This window comes from Motilibacter deserti (assembly GCF_011250635.1).
Taxonomy (GTDB): domain Bacteria; phylum Actinomycetota; class Actinomycetes; order Motilibacterales; family Motilibacteraceae; genus Motilibacter_A; species Motilibacter_A deserti.
Genome location: NZ_JAANNP010000001.1, coordinates 173085 through 188400, shown reverse-complemented (window position 1 = coordinate 188400; position 15316 = coordinate 173085). Strand labels below are relative to the sequence as shown.

The window sequence follows — 15316 nt, the reverse complement described above, 5'->3', positions numbered from 1 at the left end:
AAGGTCGCCGACCATTCCCGGCCGGCTCTCGGCCATCCCTGTTCCGCCCCAGGAGGAGACGTATGTTTCGGTACAAGCTGGCCGCTGTCGCAGCAGCCACCGCGGTCACCGCAGGACTCGGCCTCGCCGGCGCCGGCGCGGCAAACGCCCAAAGCATCGGCGAGCACAAGGCAAAACCGTCGGCGACGGTGAAGCGGGCGTCTTACAACTACGCGCACCTCGCGATCCGCTCGGTCGGAGGAGGCAACTACTCCGTCACCATCAGCGGGCACGCCACGCTGACGAGCGTCACGCCGCGGAACTTCAGCATCAGCCTCTACTCCGACGACACGTGGTTCGACGAGAACCTCTTCGACAAGAACTGGATGACGACGTTCCCCAACGGCGACTTCTGGACCCAGTTCACCATCGACGGCGACACCCTCGACGAGGACTGGGGGCAGGACGAGGTCTATGCGCGCGCCCACATCTGGGACCCGGCGCTCGGCAGCTTCCAGCTCACCACCAACGTCGTGACGGGGAGCTTCTGATGAGCATCCTGAAGAAGGCCACGGCTTTCGCCCTCGGGGCGGCGCTCGCCCTGCCCGTCGCCGTCGCCACGGCGGCACCGTCGTCGGCGGCGTCGCCGTCGTACGCGAAGCTGCGCATCAGCGCCTCCACCGCGTACCCCGGCTACTACTACGTCTCGTCCTACGGATATGTCGCCGGCGCGCCCGCCTACTCGACCATCAAGATGCGGCTCAAGGGCGACGACGCGGCGTTCGACGACGACCTGCGCTACGAGGTCAGCGGCTACGCGTGCAACGGCAACTTCTCCCTCAACGCGCTCGTCCCCCGTGACGTGCTCGACGAGGACTGGGAGGGCTGCGACGAGGTCTACGCGACGGTGACGTCGTCGACCGGGTGGAAGACCAACACCGCCAACGTCAACATGTGCTTCTGACGCCGGGCGGCCTTTGAGAGGACGTTATGCCGGGCCGGGCGCCGCGCTGGGAGAGCGGCGGCCGGCTCGGCGTACGTGCTCGTCCGGGGGAGCAGCCTCAGAGCGCGGCCACCACGTAGCTCGCGTTCGCGCCGTAGCGACGGACGGCGCTCTCGTCCCGCGTGACCCGGACGACCTGGCCGGTCGAGCGCTCGGAGACGACGAACATGGCGGCCTCCTGCGAGGTCTCGGATCGGGCGTCCTGCGTGCGACCAGCCTGTCGCGCTGCTGTGCGGGTGTCTGTCCGCTCGCTGACGTCCGGTCCGTTCCCCGCACGACACGACCGGCGGCGGCTGGGCATTGCGCCGCGCACCGGGGAGTGGCAACGTACGAGCGTTGGTCCTGCGCGACAACCTCCTCGTTGTACGGAAGGATCCCTGTGCCTGCTCTCGTGGCGATCGCGACGCGCAAAGGCCTCTGGCTGGCCTCGGACACCGGGTCGGGCTGGGAGCTGTCCGACCGGCTGCTGGGGATGAACGCGGTCTACTCCGTGGCCATCGACACCCGGGGCGCGGTCCCGCGGCTGCTGGCCGGCGTGGACAGCGAGCACTGGGGGCCGTCCGTCATGACCTCCGACGACCTCGGACGCACCTGGCAGGAGCCCGAGGACGCCCCGGTCCGCTTCCCCGAGCGGACCGGCACCTCGCTCACGCGGGTCTGGCAGCTGCAGCCGGCGCCCGCGTCGCAGCCCGACGTGGTCTGGGCCGGAACGCAGCCGTCGGCGCTGTTCCGGTCCGAGGACGGAGGGCGCTCGTTCTCGTTCGTCGACGGCCTGTGGGACCACCCGCACCGGCCGGAGTGGGGGGAGGGGTACGGCGGGCAGGCCGTGCACACGATCCTCCCGCACCCGGTGGAGCCGGACCGGGTGCTCGTCGCCATGTCCACCGGAGGCGTCTACCGCAGCGCCGACCGCGGGAAGAGCTGGACCGCCGCCAACCGCGGCATCTCCGCCGCCTTCCTGCCAGAGCCCGAACCCGAGTTCGGGCAATGCGTGCACAAGGTCGCGTTCAGCCCCGGCCGGCCCGAGCAGCTGTTTGCCCAGAACCACGGTGGTGTCTTCCGCAGCGACGACGAGGGCACGACCTGGGCGCCGATCGACGACGGCCTGCCCGCGAGCTTCGGGTTCCCGGTCGTCGCGCACCCGCACCGGCCGGGCACCGCGTACGTGTTCCCGCTCGTCGCGGACATGGACCGCAGGCCGGCAGACGGCAGATGCCGGGTGTTCCGCACCGACGACGCGGGGGCCACCTGGCGGTCGACCAGTGCCGGGCTGCCGGACGAGCCGCATTTCGGGGGCGTCGTCCTGCGCGACGCCATGTCCACCGACGGCGGCGTGCCGGCGGGCGTCTATTTCGGGAACCGCAACGGCGAGGTCTACGCCAGCAGGGACGAGGGCGAGAGCTGGTCCGTGGTCGCCCGTCACCTGCCGGACGTCCTCTGCGTCCGGGCCGCGGTCCTCGCCTGAGCGGCGGGTGCGCGTGGACGTCACGGTCCGGCTCCCCGCCGCACTGCGCGAGCTCGCGGACGGCCGCCCGGCGGTGATCCTCCCGGTGCACGACGGGGACAGCACCCGCGCGCTGCTCCGCGAGCTGGCGGTGCGCCACCCGCTGCTGCACCGACGGCTCTGCGACGACCGCGGGGAGCTGCGCCGCTACGTCAACGTCTATGTGGGCGAGGAGGACGTACGCCTCTGCGGGCTGGACGCCCCGCTCCCCGCCGGGGCCCAGCTGCTCGTCATCCCGTCGGTCGCCGGCGGCTGAAGCAGGCTTCGCCGAAGTCAGGCGCGCCTGTTGTAGCGCCGCATCGTCAACGTCCCGAAGACGGCGACGAGCACCGCGGACTCGACGAGCACGAGCAGGATGTCGCCCATGTCGCCGTTGCCCTCCATGAGGCCGCGGATCGCGGTCACCAGGTGCGCCACCGGGTTGACGTCGACGACCGCCTGCAGCCACCCCGGCATCGTCTCCGGGTCGACGTAGATGTTGCTCGCGAAGGTCAGCGGGAAGAGCGCCATCATGCTGGTGTTCATCACCGAGTTCGGGGTTCGCAGCACGAGCCCTAGCAGGGTCCACAGCCAGCCCAGGCTGAACGAGAACACCAGCAGCAGCGCCACGCCCGCGAGCACGCCGAGCACCCCGCCGTCCGGTCGGAAGCCGAGGGCCAGTCCGAGCAGGATGACGATCGCGGAGGCGATGGTGAACCGGACCACGTCGCCGAGCAGCGCCCCGACCAGGGCCGAGGGCCGCCAGATGGGCAGCGACTTGATGCGGTCGAAGACGCCCTTGGTGATGTCGGTGTTGAGCGCGACGCCGGTGTACATCGTGATCATCACGACGGTCTGCACGAGGATGCCCGGCAGGAAGAACTGGACGTAGCGGTCCACCGACCCGGCGAGCGCGCCGCCGAACAGGTAGGTGAACATCAGCGTCATCAGGACCGGGAACGCCGTCACGTCGAACAGCTGCTCCGGCACGTGCTTGATCCGCAGCATCGCCCGCCAGCCGAATGTCGCGGAGACCGAGAGCGGCCCGGGGCGGGGCGGGCGGGCGCCGGCGAGCAGCACGGACTGCAGTGCCTCGCCGGAGATCTGCTCCAGCGGCTGGCGCGGCGAGGGGGCCTGCTGGCGGGCATCGGTCGCGGTCACCGGGAGCTCTCCTGGAGGTCGGCGGGCTCGGCGTCGTCGGAGGATGTGGCGGCGTGGCCGGTCAGGGCGAGGAACACCTCGTCAAGGCTCGGCTGGCCGAGGGAGAACTGTGCGAGCCCGATGCCGGCCCGGTCGAGCTCGGTGAGCGCGCGGGCCACCGGCCCGGGGTCGTCGACGGTCGCGGTCAGCGCCGCGGGGTCGGCCTCGTCGCGTACGGGGACGGCGAGCACGCGCTCGAGCAGGCCCCGGGCCGCCGGCCGCTGCTCCGGGCGTTGCACGCGGACGAGGAGAGCGCCCGACCCAACGGAGGCCTTGAGCTCGCCCGGCGTGCCCTCGGCGATGACCCGGCCGTTGTCGATGACGGAGATCTGCTCCGCGAGCTGGTCGGCCTCGTCGAGGTACTGCGTCGTGAGCAGGACGGTCGTCCCGCCCGCCACCAGTGCACGGACGATGTCCCATACCTGATTTCGACTGCGTGGGTCCAACCCGGTCGTCGGCTCGTCCAGGAAGATGAGCTCAGGTGTGACGACGATGCTGGCCGCGATGTCGATGCGGCGCCGCATGCCGCCGGAGTACTTCTTCACCTGGCGGGTGGCGGCGTCGGTCAGGCCGAACGCCGCGAGGAGCTCCTCGGCGCGGTTGCGCGCCGCCGGGCGCGAGTAGCCGAGTAGCCGCGAGAGCAGGACGAGGTTCTCGATCCCCGTGAGGTCCTCGTCCAGGGAGGCGAACTGCCCCGTGAGGCTGATCCGGCTGCGGACCTCGTCGGCCTCGCGGACCACGTCGTGGCCGAACACCTGCGCGCTGCCCGCGTCCGGGCGCAGCAGGGTCGCGAGCATCCTGATCGTGGTGGTCTTCCCGGCGCCGTTGGGGCCGAGGAACCCGTGGATGCGCCCGCGGCGCACCTGCAGGTCCACGCCGTCCACCGCGCGGGTCGCTCCGAAGGTCTTCGCCAGGCCGATGGTCTCGATGGCCAGCTCCGTCATCGCGTCCCCTTCGCACGGGTGCTGCTGCTCCCGGCAGGCTAGCCGGTGCTAGTCCTACGGAACAACCAAATACTTGCGGCGCAGGAGTTTGGTTGCTCGAGGCAGCGGCGTCGTGGGCGGGCGGGTGGTCGGGTGCGGTCGCCCGGAGAAATGCTGCTCTGCAGGCGTTTCCTCGTGGTGCCCTGGGGTGGCGGTGCGGGTCGGCGGTGTTGCTACGGTCGTTCGGTGGTGGGGAGCGCGGTCGTCAGGGGTGGTGCTGCGAGCCGATGGGCCCTCCTCGCCGGTGCCGTGCTCAGTGAAGTGACCGGCTCGCTGTCCCTGAAGGCCGCGCTGGACTCCCCGGGCTGGTACGCCCTGGTGGCCGTGGGGTATCTCGCCTCGTTCGTCTTCCTGTCCGCGGTGCTGCGCGCCGGCATGGCCCTCGGGGTCGCGTACGGCATCTGGGGCGCCACCGGCGTCGCGCTCACCGCCGCCTTTGGCGCGGTCCTGTTCGACGAGCCGCTCACCGCCACGATGACGGCCGGGATCGCGCTCATCATCGGCGGGGTGCTGCTCGTGGAGCTCGGGGCCCGCCCGGCGCCGGAGCCCGAGGGCCGCGCCTGATGGCGTACGCCTTCCTCGCGCTCGCCATCCTCTCCGAGGTCGCGGGCACGGTGTCGCTGCGGATGGCGACCCGCGGCTCCGGCTCGTGGTACGCCGCCGTCGCCGTCGGATATGCGGTGGCCTTCGTGATGCTGGCCCTCGCGCTCGACCGCGGCATGGGGATCGGGGTCGCCTACGGCATCTGGTCCGCCAGCGGGGTCGCACTGACGGCTCTGCTCGGGCGCGTCCTCTTTGCGGAGGCGGTCTCCCGGACGATGGCGTGCGGGATCGTGCTCATCATCGCCGGGGTCCTGCTCGTCGAGCTCGGTCGGCCGCACTAGCGCCGGCGCTGTCCGGCCTCTCCGGTCCGGCGCTGTGCTCGGTCCCTGGTTCCCTGCTCCCTGGCCTGCCCGTCGGCTCTCTGTCCTGCCTGCTGGCTTTCTGTCCCGCCTGCTGGCTCTTGGCCGTCCGGCTCTCGCGTCCCCTCGCGTCCGCTCGTCCCGGCGGTGCGCGGGGTCGCCCGAGCCGCGGACGCGGTGTCGCTCGAACGGGCGGCGGGCCTGCCGTTGCGGGCTGTCGGGGCTAGGGGCTAGCCTTGCCGGTGTTCGAACAGACGTTCGAATGATCGGCTCGCCGGCACGGGACCTCGACCCCCCGTGCCGGTGAGGCGGCAGCGGACGGCCAGGGCGTGGGGAAGCGACCTGGCCGTCCGAGGCCGCCGTGCCGGTCTGCGCGTGCCGCTTCCCCCGGCACTCGCTCGCCTCGGCGTGCGCAGTGAAGGAGGAGACCGATGAGACGGTACGACGACCCCGTGGACGTCCGTCGCCGCGATGACGCCCCTGAGCAGTTCCTCTGGCGCGGCAAGCTCTACGTCGTCCGCGACGTCCTCGCCCACTGGGTGGAGACCGGGGCGTGGTGGAGGGCTCCCGCGGCCCAGCTCGTCTACGGCACCGACGAGGCGCCCGGCTCCGGCGTGCCCGCGACCCCGTCCATGCCACGCCCGGCGTCGGCTTCCGACCGGGGGCCCGCTCCTGTCGGCGTCGGGGCTTCCGGTGCCCCCGACCCCTCGAGCGCCTCGAGCGCCTCGACCGTTCGGGGCTCGGCGCTGCCGCCGGCCTCGTCCGGGCTGGCCCTCGAGGAGGCAGGCGAGCGAGAGATGTGGCGGGTCGAGGCCAGCGCAGGCCGGGCCGCAGGCAGCGGAGTCTTCGACCTGGCCTTCGACTGGGCTGTCGGAGGCTGGCGCCTCACCACGGCCCTGGACTGACCGGGGCCGACCCGGAGCGACGCGGACCGACCCCGGGACGACCCGGCCGACGCGGCCGACGCGGCCGACGCGGCCGACGCGGCCGACGCGGACCGCCTAGGACCGACCCGGACCGCCTCGGACTGCGTGTGCACCCGGCGGCCCCGGCGAGGGACGCAGCGGAGCGAGGGGCAGTGGACAGAGGTAGGGAGCGAGTGGTGGCAGCGGAGCGAGTGGTGGCAGCGGAGCGAGTGGCCGAGCTGGCGGCGACGACCGGCCGGCCGGCGGTCCAGCAACGGGACGACCAACAGCCGGACCAGGAGGAGGAGACATGACGACGGGGACGTTGGCTCGCGCGCGCGGGGCTTCCGACGGCGCGTCCGGGACGGCTGCCGGCCGGGCTTCCGGGACGGCCACCGGCCGTGCTTCTGGTCCGGCTCCCTACCGGGCGCCGCTGCCGGGTGCAGCGCTCGACCTGCTCGACGCCGCGCGCCGCGACCTCGCGCGCTCTGCGGCGAGCACGGTGCCGGCCGACCGCTACGCGGCCGCGCACCGGGCGGCGCTCCACGCAGCAGCGGCGATCCTGGCGGTCCGTGCCCGACCGGACGGTCGTCGGCGCGTCCGCACGGCGTGGGACCTGCTGACCCGGGTGGCCCCGGAGATGCAGGAGTGGGCGACGTTCTTCGCGGCGGGAGCGTCCAAACGGGCCGCGGCCGAGGCGGGGCTGCGCCGCGCCGTGTCAGAGCGCGACGCGGACGACCTGCTGCGCGACGCCGAGGCATTCCTAGGCGTCGTCGAGTCCGCTCTCGGTATCCCAGCCTGACCAGTGGCGCCCCGGACCGGAGTCGCTAGGCCCGGTGCTGGCTCCCGTGCTGTTCGGATGCTCGTTCCCGTGCCGTGTCCTGTGCTGGTTCCGGTGGTGGTTCCTGTGCTGGTCGCTGTGCTGTCCCGTGCCGCGTCCGGTGCGGGAGCGCCACTCCCACGGACACCGCACCGCAGCGCGATCTCGGGCCTGCTTCTGCGCCGCGGTCGACTGCTCGCCCGCCACGTCGTCCTGCACCGTCCCAAGACCCTGCTCCAACCTCTGCTCTGGCAAGGCTCCTCCATGGCTCTCCTGCGCGATACGGCTCTCCTCGGCGTGCCGGGTCTCGGCGTGCCGGCTCCGGCCCCGCCGGGCTCGTCCCGCTCGGCACGGGCCTGCGCGCGCTCTACGGTGCGCGCCGGTTCTGCGGCACGTGCGGGTTCTGCGGTGCGCGTTTGCTCTGCGGCACGCCTCGGCGCTGCGTCGCGGCGTGGCTCTGGCCCTCGCACCGTCCTGACGGCCTGGCACCCGCGACGTCTCCGATGACCGGCGACCCGTTCGTCCACCTCCACGTCGCCTCCGGCTACTCGCTGCGACATGGCGCATCGCACCCGCACGTCCTCGTCGAGCGCGCGGCCGACCACGGGATGGAGGCGCTCGCCCTGACCGACCGGGACGGCACCTACGGCGCGGTGCGGTTCGTGAAGGCGTGCATGCGCGCCGGGCTCCGCCCCGTCCTCGGCGTCGACCTCGCGGTGGACCCGGCCGTCGAGCCGGCCGGCGGCACCGGGGCAGCCGCAGCCGCCGGTCCGGTGGCCGGTCCGGTGGCCGGTCCGGTCGGCGCCCCGTCACGACGTACTCCCGCGCGCGGTGGCGCCGAGGTGGACCCGCGCCACCCGCGCATCGTGCTGCTCGCGGAGAGCCGCCGCGGATGGGCGTCCCTGTGCCGGCTGGTGTCCGCGACCCATCTGCGGGGCGAGCGCGGCCGTCCGGTGACGACGATGGACCTGATCGCCGAGCACGCCGCCGACGGCGGGCTGCTCGTGCTGGTCGGGCCGGGCTCGGACGTCGGGCGTGCGCTGGCCGCGCGGCGCCCGGACCGCGCTCGTGCGCTGCTGCACCGGTGGCGTGCGCTGCTGCCCGCCGGCAGCCTCTACGTCGAGGTCGTCTCCCACCGCGGCCGGGGCGACAGCGCGGCCGCTGCGCGGATGCTGCGCCTCGCCACGGACGAGGGCGTGGGGGCCGTGCTGGCGAACGCCGTCCGCTACGCCGACCGGGCCGACGCGCCGGTCGCGGACGTGCTGGACTCCGCGCGCCGGCTCGTGCCGCTCAGCGAGCGTGCGGTCGACCGCACCAACGCGGAGGGCTGCCTCAAGAGCGGCAAGGAGATGGCCCTCGTCGCCGAGGAGGTCGCGCGGCTGGCCGGGCTCGGCGAGCAGGCCGCCTCTCGGCTGCTCGCGACGACGCGCGGCGTCGCCGACCGGTGCGCCCTCGACCCGGTCGAGGACCTCGGCCTCGGCAAGGCGCACCTGCCCGAGCTCGACGTCCTCGACCCGCGTGCCGTGAGCGAAGGGCAGTCGGCCGACGCCGTCCTGCGCGCCCGGTGCGAGGCGGGGCTCGGGCGGCGGGCGATGGCCCCGACGAAGGAGGTGCTGGACCGGCTCACCGACGAGCTCGGGGTCATCGCCGGGCTCGGGTTCGCGCCGTACTTCCTCACGGTCGCGGACGTCGTGGACCTCATCCGGGGCATGGACGTCCGGTGCGCCGCGCGCGGCTCCGGGGCCGGCAGCCTGGTCAACTACCTGCTCGGCGTCTCGGGCGTCGACCCGATGCGCCACGGGCTGCTGATGGAGCGCTTCCTCTCCCCGCTGCGGGCCCAGCTGCCCGACATCGACGTCGACGTCGAGTCCGCGCGCCGTACCGAGGTCTACGAGCGCGTCCTCGAACGGTTCGGCGGCGAGCGGGTGGCGTGCGTGTCGATGATGGACACCTACCGCGTGCGCCACGCGATCCGCGACGTCGGCGCCGCGCTCGGGCTGCCCCCCGGCGAGGTCGACTCGCTGGCCAAGGCGTTCCCGCACATCCGCGCACGCGACGCGCGGGTCGCGCTGCGCGAGCTGCCCGAGCTGCGCGCCAGCGGCATCGACGCCTCCCGGCTGGACCTGATGCTCGGCCTCGTTGAGCGCCTCGACGGCCTGCCCCGGCACGTCGCGCTCCACCCGTGCGGGGTGCTGCTGTCGGACGCGACACTGCTCGACCGCACCCCCGTCGAGGCGAGCTGGCTGGGCTTCCCGATGAGCCAGTTCGACAAGGACGACGTCGAGGACCTCGGCCTGCTCAAGCTCGACGTTCTCGGCGTGCGCATGCAGTCCGCGATGGCGCACGCGATGAGCGAGATCGCGCGGGTCGACGACGTCCGGGTGGACGTCGACGACCAGCGGCAGGTGCCGCTCGACGACCCCGCGACCTACCGCCTCATCCAGTCCTCGCGCACCCTGGGCTGCTTCCAGATCGAGTCCCCGGGCCAGCGCGAGCTGGTCGGCAAGTTCTCCCCGGAGACCTTCGCCGACCTCATCATCGACATCTCGCTGTTCCGGCCCGGCCCGGTCAAGAGCGACATGGTCACGCCGTTCCTCGAGGCCCGGCAGGGGTGGAGCGCGGCGCACTACCTGCACGACGACCTGCGCCCGGTGCTCGAGGGGACGAGCGGGGTCGTCGTCTTCCACGAGCAGGTCCTCGAGATCGTCGCGACCTTCACGGGATGCACCCTCGCGGAGGCCGACGAAGCCCGTCGCGCGCTCGGTGACGCCGTCGGCAAGACGGAGTTCAAGGAGCTCTTCTTCCCCCGTGCGCTCGCCCGCGGATACGAGCCCGACCTGGTGCAGCGGGTGTGGGAGGTGCTCGAGGCGTTCGCCTCGTTCGGGTTCTGCAAGGCCCACGCCGCGGCGTTCGCCCTGCCCACCTACCAGTCGGCGTGGCTCAAGGCGCACCATCCGGCGGCGTTCCTGGCCGGCGTGCTCACACACGACCCGGGGATGTACCCCAAGCGGCTGATCCTCGACGACGCGCGCCAGTTCGGCATCGCCGTCCTCCCGCTCGACGTCAACCTCTCCGACGCCGAATACCGCGTCGAGCGCGTCGGCGTCCTCGACGAGCCGCCTCCGTGGATCCTGGACGCCCCGCCGCGGCGCGAGCCGGAGGAGGGGCTGCCCGACGGACGGGCCTACGGCATCCGGCTCGGGCTGGCCGACGTGAAGGGGATCTCCGACGCCGAGACCGCGCGCATCGTCGGGGGCCGTCCCTACGGCTCGCTCGCGGACTTCTGGCACCGGGCACGCGTCTCCCGGCCGATCGTGGAGCGGCTCGTCGTCGCCGGCGCCTTCGACTCGATCTACGGCATCGGCTCCCCGGTGCCGGTCCGGCGCCGGGGAGCGGTCACCCGCCGCGACCTGCTGCTGCAGGTCCTCGAGCTCGACCGGTGGTCGCGCGCCACGACGCGCGGGGCTGGTGCCCGCGGGCGTGCCCGCACCAAGGCCGTCCGGCCGACTGGCGAAGCTCGGGACATGAATCCGACTGCAGGCCTCGAGGCCGGTGCCGGTGCTGGAGGTGCTGGGAGCGCTGGCGTTGGTGATGGCGGCACCGGTGGACGTGCCCAGGGCGGCACGTTCGACGTGCGCGAGCGTGCGGCGCGCCAGTCGCAGGCGGCCGCGCCCGTGGCCGAGCAGCCGATGCAGCTCGCCCTCGACCTGGGCGACGCACCCGACGCGGTACGGGGGAGCGGGCTCCCGGAGATGACCAGCGCGGAGCGCGTACGCGCCGAGCTCGAGGTCCTCGGCCTCGACGTGAGCCGGCACGTCGTCGACTTCTACACCCCGCTGCTGGACGCGCTCGGGGTCACCCGGTCCACGGGGCTGCTCTCCCGCCGCTCCGCGTCCGAGGTGCTCGTCGCCGGGGTGAAGGTCGCCACCCAGACCCCGCCGATCCGCTCCGGCCGACGGGTCGTCTTCGTCACCCTCGACGACGCGACCGGCCCGGTGGACGCCACGTTCTTCGAGGACGCGCAGATCGGCTACGCGTCGACGCTGTTCCACTCGTGGCTGCTCGTCATCCGCGGGGTCACCCGGCGCACCGGGCCGCGCGGCATCTCGCTGCGCGCGACCGGATGCTGGGAGCTGCCTCGGCTCTACGCGGCCTGGGAGGCCGAGGGAATGCCCGCGGTGGAGGAGCTGATGAGCGCGGACCCGGCAGCGGTGGGGCAGGCGGCGCTCGAGCAGGCCGTCGCCGGCGCTGCCGCAAGCAGGTCGAGCCGCCCGGTCCTCGTCCGGCCTCCCGTCGGCTCCAGCGTCGGGACCTACGAGCCCCGCGAGAGCGACGCCGGGTCCGGTGCGGGCGGGATGCGGGGACGGAGCCCGTTCCCGGCCGGCGGCGTACCGCTGCCCGATGCTCCGGCGGCTGTGGCTGGAGTGGAGGGCGCTGCGGCTGCGGCTGCGGCTGGAGCGGGGGCTGCTGCGGCTGCGCCGGACCGCCTGACGCACCGGGTCCTGGTCCACCCCAGCGGGTTCCGGCAGTCCCCCTACGCGGACATCGCACCCGCCGGCGGTGACGCCAAGTCAGCGCCGCGCAAGCTGTGGCACTCCAGCCCGGGGAGCTCGGGCCGATGACGCGGCACCCGCGTCAGAGCAGGCGGTTAGGGTCCCTGCTGTGGCCGACTTCCCGACACGCGTCCGTGCCGATCGCAGCCGTGTCCGCACCGGTGTGGTGTGGGACGTCCTGCGCTCGGTGCTCGAGCGCACGGGGGGGCCCGGGGACGCTGGCGACCGTCCGCTCGACGTGCTCGACGCCGGCGGGGGCACAGGCGGGTTCGCCGTGCCGCTGGCCGAGCGCGGGCACAACGTCACCGTCGTCGACCCCAGCCCCGACGCACTCGCCGCGCTCGAGCGCCGGGTCGCCGAGGCCGGCGTGGCCGACCGCGTGTCCGCAGTCCAAGGCGACGCCGCCGGCCTGCTCGAGGTCGTCTCGCCCGGGAGCGTCGACCTCGTGCTCTGCCACGGCGTGCTCGAGCACGTCGATGACGCGGCGTCCGCGGTGGCGGCCGTCGCCGGGTGCCTGCGCCCTGGCGGCACGCTCAGCCTGCTCGTCGCCAACCGCAACGCCGCGGTGCTCTCCCGCGCCATCGCGGGGCACTTCACCGAAGCCCGGCAGGCCTTGTCGGACCCGGCTGGCCGGTGGGGCGACCGCGACCCGATGCCGCGGCGGTTCAGCGACGCCGAGCTCGAGCAGCTGCTCACCGAGGCCGGGCTCGTCGTGGGCTCCGTCCACGGCGTCCGCGTCTTCGCCGACCTCGTGCCCGGCGCGCTCATCGACGGCGAGCCCGGAGCCGTCGACGCTCTGCTGGCCCTGGAGTCCGCCGCGGCCGAGCACCCGGCGTTCCGAGCCGTCGCCACCCAGATCCACGTGCTGGCGACCCGCGGCTGACGGCTCGCCCCGCGGCCTCTCCACGGGCAGCGGCCCCGGAGGCGCCCGGTGAGCCGGGGGCCGCGCGGTGAGCGGATCACCAGCGTCGGCACCGGGCCGGACGCCGGCTGCACGGTCCTGCACGTCGACATGGACGCGTTCTACGCGTCGGTCGCCCTGCTCGACCGGCCCGACCTGCGCGGCACGCCGGTCGTGGTGGGCGGCAACGGCACGCGCGGCGTCGTGCTGTCGGCGACCTACGAGGCGCGCGCCTACGGCGTCAGGTCCGCGATGCCCACCTCACGGGCGCGCCGGCTGTGCCCGCAGGCGACCTTCCTGCCACCGCGGTTCGACGACTACGCCCGGGTGTCGGCCGGGGTCATGGAGCTCTTCCGGTCGATCACGCCCGTGGTCGAGCCGCTGTCGCTCGACGAGGCCTTCCTCGACGTCTCCGGTGCCGTCCGCCGCCTCGGCTCGCCGGCCACGATCGCTCAGCTGCTGCGCGACCGCGTCGCCGACGAGCAAGGCATCACCTGCTCGGTCGGTGTGGCCCCGACCAAGTTCGTCGCCAAGCTCGCCTCGACCGCCTGCAAGCCCGACGGGATGCTCGTCGTCCCGCGCGACCAGGTCATCGCCTTCCTGCACCCGCTGCCCGTCGGCGCGCTGTGGGGAGTGGGGGAGAAGACCGAGGAGGCGCTGACCCGGCTGGGGATGCGGACCGTCGGCGACCTCGCGGCCGTCCCGGTCGACACCCTGCGTCGCGCGCTCGGGCCGACGAGCGGGCCGCACCTGCACGCGCTCGCCTGGGGGCACGACGACCGGCCCGTCGTCGCCAGCGAGCCCGAGCGGAGCACGGGGGCCGAGGAGACGTTCGCCCGGGACGTCGACGACCCCGCGGTGATCCACCGCGAGCTGTTGCGGCTCTCGACCCGCACCGCGTCCCGGCTGCGGGCGGCCGGCCACGCCGGGCGCACCGTCGTGCTCAAGGTGAGGTTCGCCGACTTCACCACCATCACGCGGTCGAAGACCCTGCGTGAGACCACCGACGTCGCGCAGGTCGTCTACACCACCGCGCGCGGCCTCTACGACGCGCTCGGACTGCAGCGCGCCCGCATCCGGCTCGTCGGGGTCCGGGTCGAAGGCCTCGTCGACGCCGACACCGCTCCCCAGCAGCTCCTGCTCGACGAGCGGCCGGCCGGCTGGCGCGACGCCGAGCGCGCCGCGGACCGGGCGGCCCTGCGCTTCGGGGCGGACGCCGTACGCCCCGCCTCACTGGTCGGGGAGGCGAGCTCGACCCGCCAGCCGGGGCCGCACGGCCCGTCGACGCGCACTCCGTCGAACGCTCCGTCGCGCACCCCATCGAACGCTGCATCACCTGCCGAGCCAGCGGCTCGGCCGCCCGCCGCGCCGCCCGGCCACGCGGCGCTGGACGCGGCCCGCGGCCCGCGTACGAACGGCCGCGGCTCCTCCCGAACGGGCGCGGACCCGCGCGCGCAGCGGATGCAGATCCGCGGAGCCGGCGACTCCTGACCGTCTCGACTCGATAACGGCCGGGACCATCGGCTCAGGCGCAATGCTGGCCGGGCGATCTAGAAGGTACTCCTCCGTGCAGGAGGAGGTCACTTCCGATCGGGAGCAGAGCGTGAAGCGTCCTACGGCCTCCATCTCCGCGAAGCTCGGCGCCATCGCAGGCGTCGGCGTCCTGTCCACCCTCACCGTCGGCGCGGTCGCCGTGCTCGGTGCCGAGCGCATCGACGACGAACAGGCCCTGCTGGGCAAGATCCGTGACGCGCGGGCCAATGTCCTGCGCCTGGACACCCGGGCGAGCGAGCTCAAGGTCGACGCCTACAAGGCGATGGTCCGCAAGGACCCCGAGGCGCAGAAGGCCGAGCTCGCCGACGACGTCGCGACCGCGGAGGAGCTCCTGGCCAAGCTTCCGCCCGCCGCGCAGCTGCCGGCTGGCACGGCGAAGCCCGTCACCGAGCTGCAGCAGGCCTTCGATGACTACTTCGGGCAGATCGAGGAGGTCATCGACGGAGCAGTGGCCGACCAGGCCCAGGCTCGCGCCGCCTACGACGACGTCCAGCAGGCCAACGACGCCACCGACGCGGCAGTCTCCTCCACCCTCGACGCGATGGACGGCGACGTGGCCCGGGCCGAGGCTGCGGTCGACTCGGCCGTGAGCGCGGTCCGGCGCACCACGGTGGTCAGCATCTTGGTCGCGCTCGTGCTCCTCGTCGGCATCTCCTGGCGCGTCGCCCGCGGGATCGTCCGCCCCTTGCGGGAGACCGTCCTGGCCCTCGACGCGCTCGCCGAGGGGGACGTCACCCGGGCCGTCCACACCCGTGCCAACGACGAGATCGGTCGTATGGCGGCCGCGCTGAGCCACGCGCAGGAGGGCGTCCGAGGCCTCGTCGGCGCCGTCTCGCACTCCGCGGACGGGCTCGCCGCCGCGGCCCAGCAGCTCTCGGGCGCGGCCGGGCAGATCTCGGCCGCCGCAGCCGACTCCTCGCGGCAGGCGCAGTCGGTGGCCACGACCGTCGAGCAGGTCTCGCGCGGCGTCGGCACCGTCGCCGCCGGCTCGGAGGAGATGGGCGCGTCCATCCGCGAGATCGCCCACAGCACG

The 15316-nt window shown here is 73.8% G+C and carries 13 protein-coding genes and 1 pseudogene; 12 read left to right on the top strand and 2 right to left on the bottom strand.

The genetic code is table 11. The features are described from left to right. The first annotated feature begins 62 nt into the window (after positions 1 to 62). From G9H71_RS00830 to G9H71_RS24850, 4 genes are all read left to right on the top strand, one after another. Entirely contained in the window at positions 63 to 530 is a 468-nt protein-coding gene (locus G9H71_RS00830) for a hypothetical protein (protein WP_166276483.1), read from the top strand. Continuing rightward, entirely contained in the window at positions 530 to 943 is a 414-nt protein-coding gene (locus G9H71_RS00825; protein ID WP_166276480.1) for a hypothetical protein, read from the top strand. The genes G9H71_RS00830 and G9H71_RS00825 overlap by 1 nt, the downstream gene beginning before the upstream one ends. A 418-nt stretch (positions 944 to 1361) precedes the next feature. Next, complete coding sequence (locus G9H71_RS24855) at positions 1362 to 2447, top strand: WD40/YVTN/BNR-like repeat-containing protein (protein ID WP_166276477.1); 1086 nt, start codon at positions 1362 to 1364, stop codon at positions 2445 to 2447. 7 nt (positions 2448 to 2454) lie between these two features. After that, the gene (locus tag G9H71_RS24850; protein ID WP_331272647.1) at positions 2455 to 2742 is read left to right on the top strand and encodes a MoaD/ThiS family protein; all 288 of its coding nucleotides are present in this window, start codon (positions 2455 to 2457) and stop codon (positions 2740 to 2742) included. A 17-nt stretch (positions 2743 to 2759) separates the two neighbouring features. Here G9H71_RS24850 and G9H71_RS00810 read toward each other — a convergent pair whose 3' ends face one another. Together G9H71_RS00810 and G9H71_RS00805 are read right to left on the bottom strand one after the other, a co-directional pair. Continuing rightward, positions 2760 to 3578, bottom strand: a complete 819-nt coding sequence (locus G9H71_RS00810; protein WP_166278807.1) for an ABC transporter permease — start codon at positions 3576 to 3578, stop codon at positions 2760 to 2762. Positions 3579 to 3622: 44 nt separating this feature from the next. Further along, positions 3623 to 4609, bottom strand: a complete 987-nt coding sequence (locus tag G9H71_RS00805) for an ATP-binding cassette domain-containing protein (protein WP_166276474.1) — start codon at positions 4607 to 4609, stop codon at positions 3623 to 3625. A gap of 225 nt (positions 4610 to 4834) precedes the next feature. Between G9H71_RS00805 and G9H71_RS24320 the strand changes: the two genes are divergently transcribed. The 8 genes and pseudogenes from G9H71_RS24320 to G9H71_RS24845 form a co-directional block, all read left to right on the top strand. Continuing rightward, on the top strand, positions 4835 to 5212 hold the full coding sequence (locus tag G9H71_RS24320; protein WP_331272645.1) for a DMT family transporter: 378 nt from the start codon (positions 4835 to 4837) through the stop codon (positions 5210 to 5212). Further along, positions 5212 to 5532: a DMT family transporter gene (locus G9H71_RS00795; RefSeq protein WP_166276468.1), complete on the top strand. Its 321-nt coding sequence runs from the start codon at positions 5212 to 5214 to the stop codon at positions 5530 to 5532. Before G9H71_RS24320 ends, G9H71_RS00795 begins: the two co-directional genes overlap by 1 nt. Positions 5533 to 5981: 449 nt before the next feature. Beyond that, positions 5982 to 6455, top strand: coding sequence for a DUF6504 family protein (locus tag G9H71_RS00790; RefSeq protein ID WP_166276465.1), 474 nt, complete (start codon positions 5982 to 5984; stop codon positions 6453 to 6455). A 310-nt stretch (positions 6456 to 6765) separates the two neighbouring features. Then, entirely contained in the window at positions 6766 to 7257 is a 492-nt protein-coding gene (locus tag G9H71_RS00785; protein ID WP_166276462.1) for an SAV_6107 family HEPN domain-containing protein, read from the top strand. 521 nt (positions 7258 to 7778) lie between these two features. Next, on the top strand, positions 7779 to 11897 hold the full coding sequence (locus tag G9H71_RS00780) for a DNA polymerase III subunit alpha (protein WP_166276459.1): 4119 nt from the start codon (positions 7779 to 7781) through the stop codon (positions 11895 to 11897). Positions 11898 to 11937: 40 nt separating this feature from the next. Further along, positions 11938 to 12711 carry a methyltransferase domain-containing protein gene (locus G9H71_RS00775; RefSeq protein WP_166276456.1) on the top strand — a complete coding sequence of 258 codons (774 nt, stop codon included), beginning with the start codon at positions 11938 to 11940 and terminating at the stop codon, positions 12709 to 12711. 48 nt (positions 12712 to 12759) lie between these two features. Beyond that, positions 12760 to 13992 (top strand): annotated as a pseudogene (locus tag G9H71_RS00770) (DNA polymerase IV); the annotation flags it as partial. Between the two features lie 340 nt (positions 13993 to 14332). After that, the coding region (locus G9H71_RS24845) for a HAMP domain-containing protein (protein WP_166276450.1) at positions 14333 to 15316 on the top strand (984 nt) is incomplete at its 3' end.

Coding starts and splice junctions, on each gene's coding strand:
- G9H71_RS00830 (WP_166276483.1), top strand. CDS start 63: ATGTTTCGGTACAAGCTGGCCGCTGTCGCAGCAGCCACCGCGGTCACC.
- G9H71_RS00825 (WP_166276480.1), top strand. CDS start 530: ATGAGCATCCTGAAGAAGGCCACGGCTTTCGCCCTCGGGGCGGCGCTC.
- G9H71_RS00805 (WP_166276474.1), bottom strand. CDS start 4,609: ATGACGGAGCTGGCCATCGAGACCATCGGCCTGGCGAAGACCTTCGGA.
- G9H71_RS00795 (WP_166276468.1), top strand. CDS start 5,212: ATGGCGTACGCCTTCCTCGCGCTCGCCATCCTCTCCGAGGTCGCGGGC.
- G9H71_RS00790 (WP_166276465.1), top strand. CDS start 5,982: ATGAGACGGTACGACGACCCCGTGGACGTCCGTCGCCGCGATGACGCC.
- G9H71_RS00785 (WP_166276462.1), top strand. CDS start 6,766: ATGACGACGGGGACGTTGGCTCGCGCGCGCGGGGCTTCCGACGGCGCG.
- G9H71_RS00780 (WP_166276459.1), top strand. CDS start 7,779: ATGACCGGCGACCCGTTCGTCCACCTCCACGTCGCCTCCGGCTACTCG.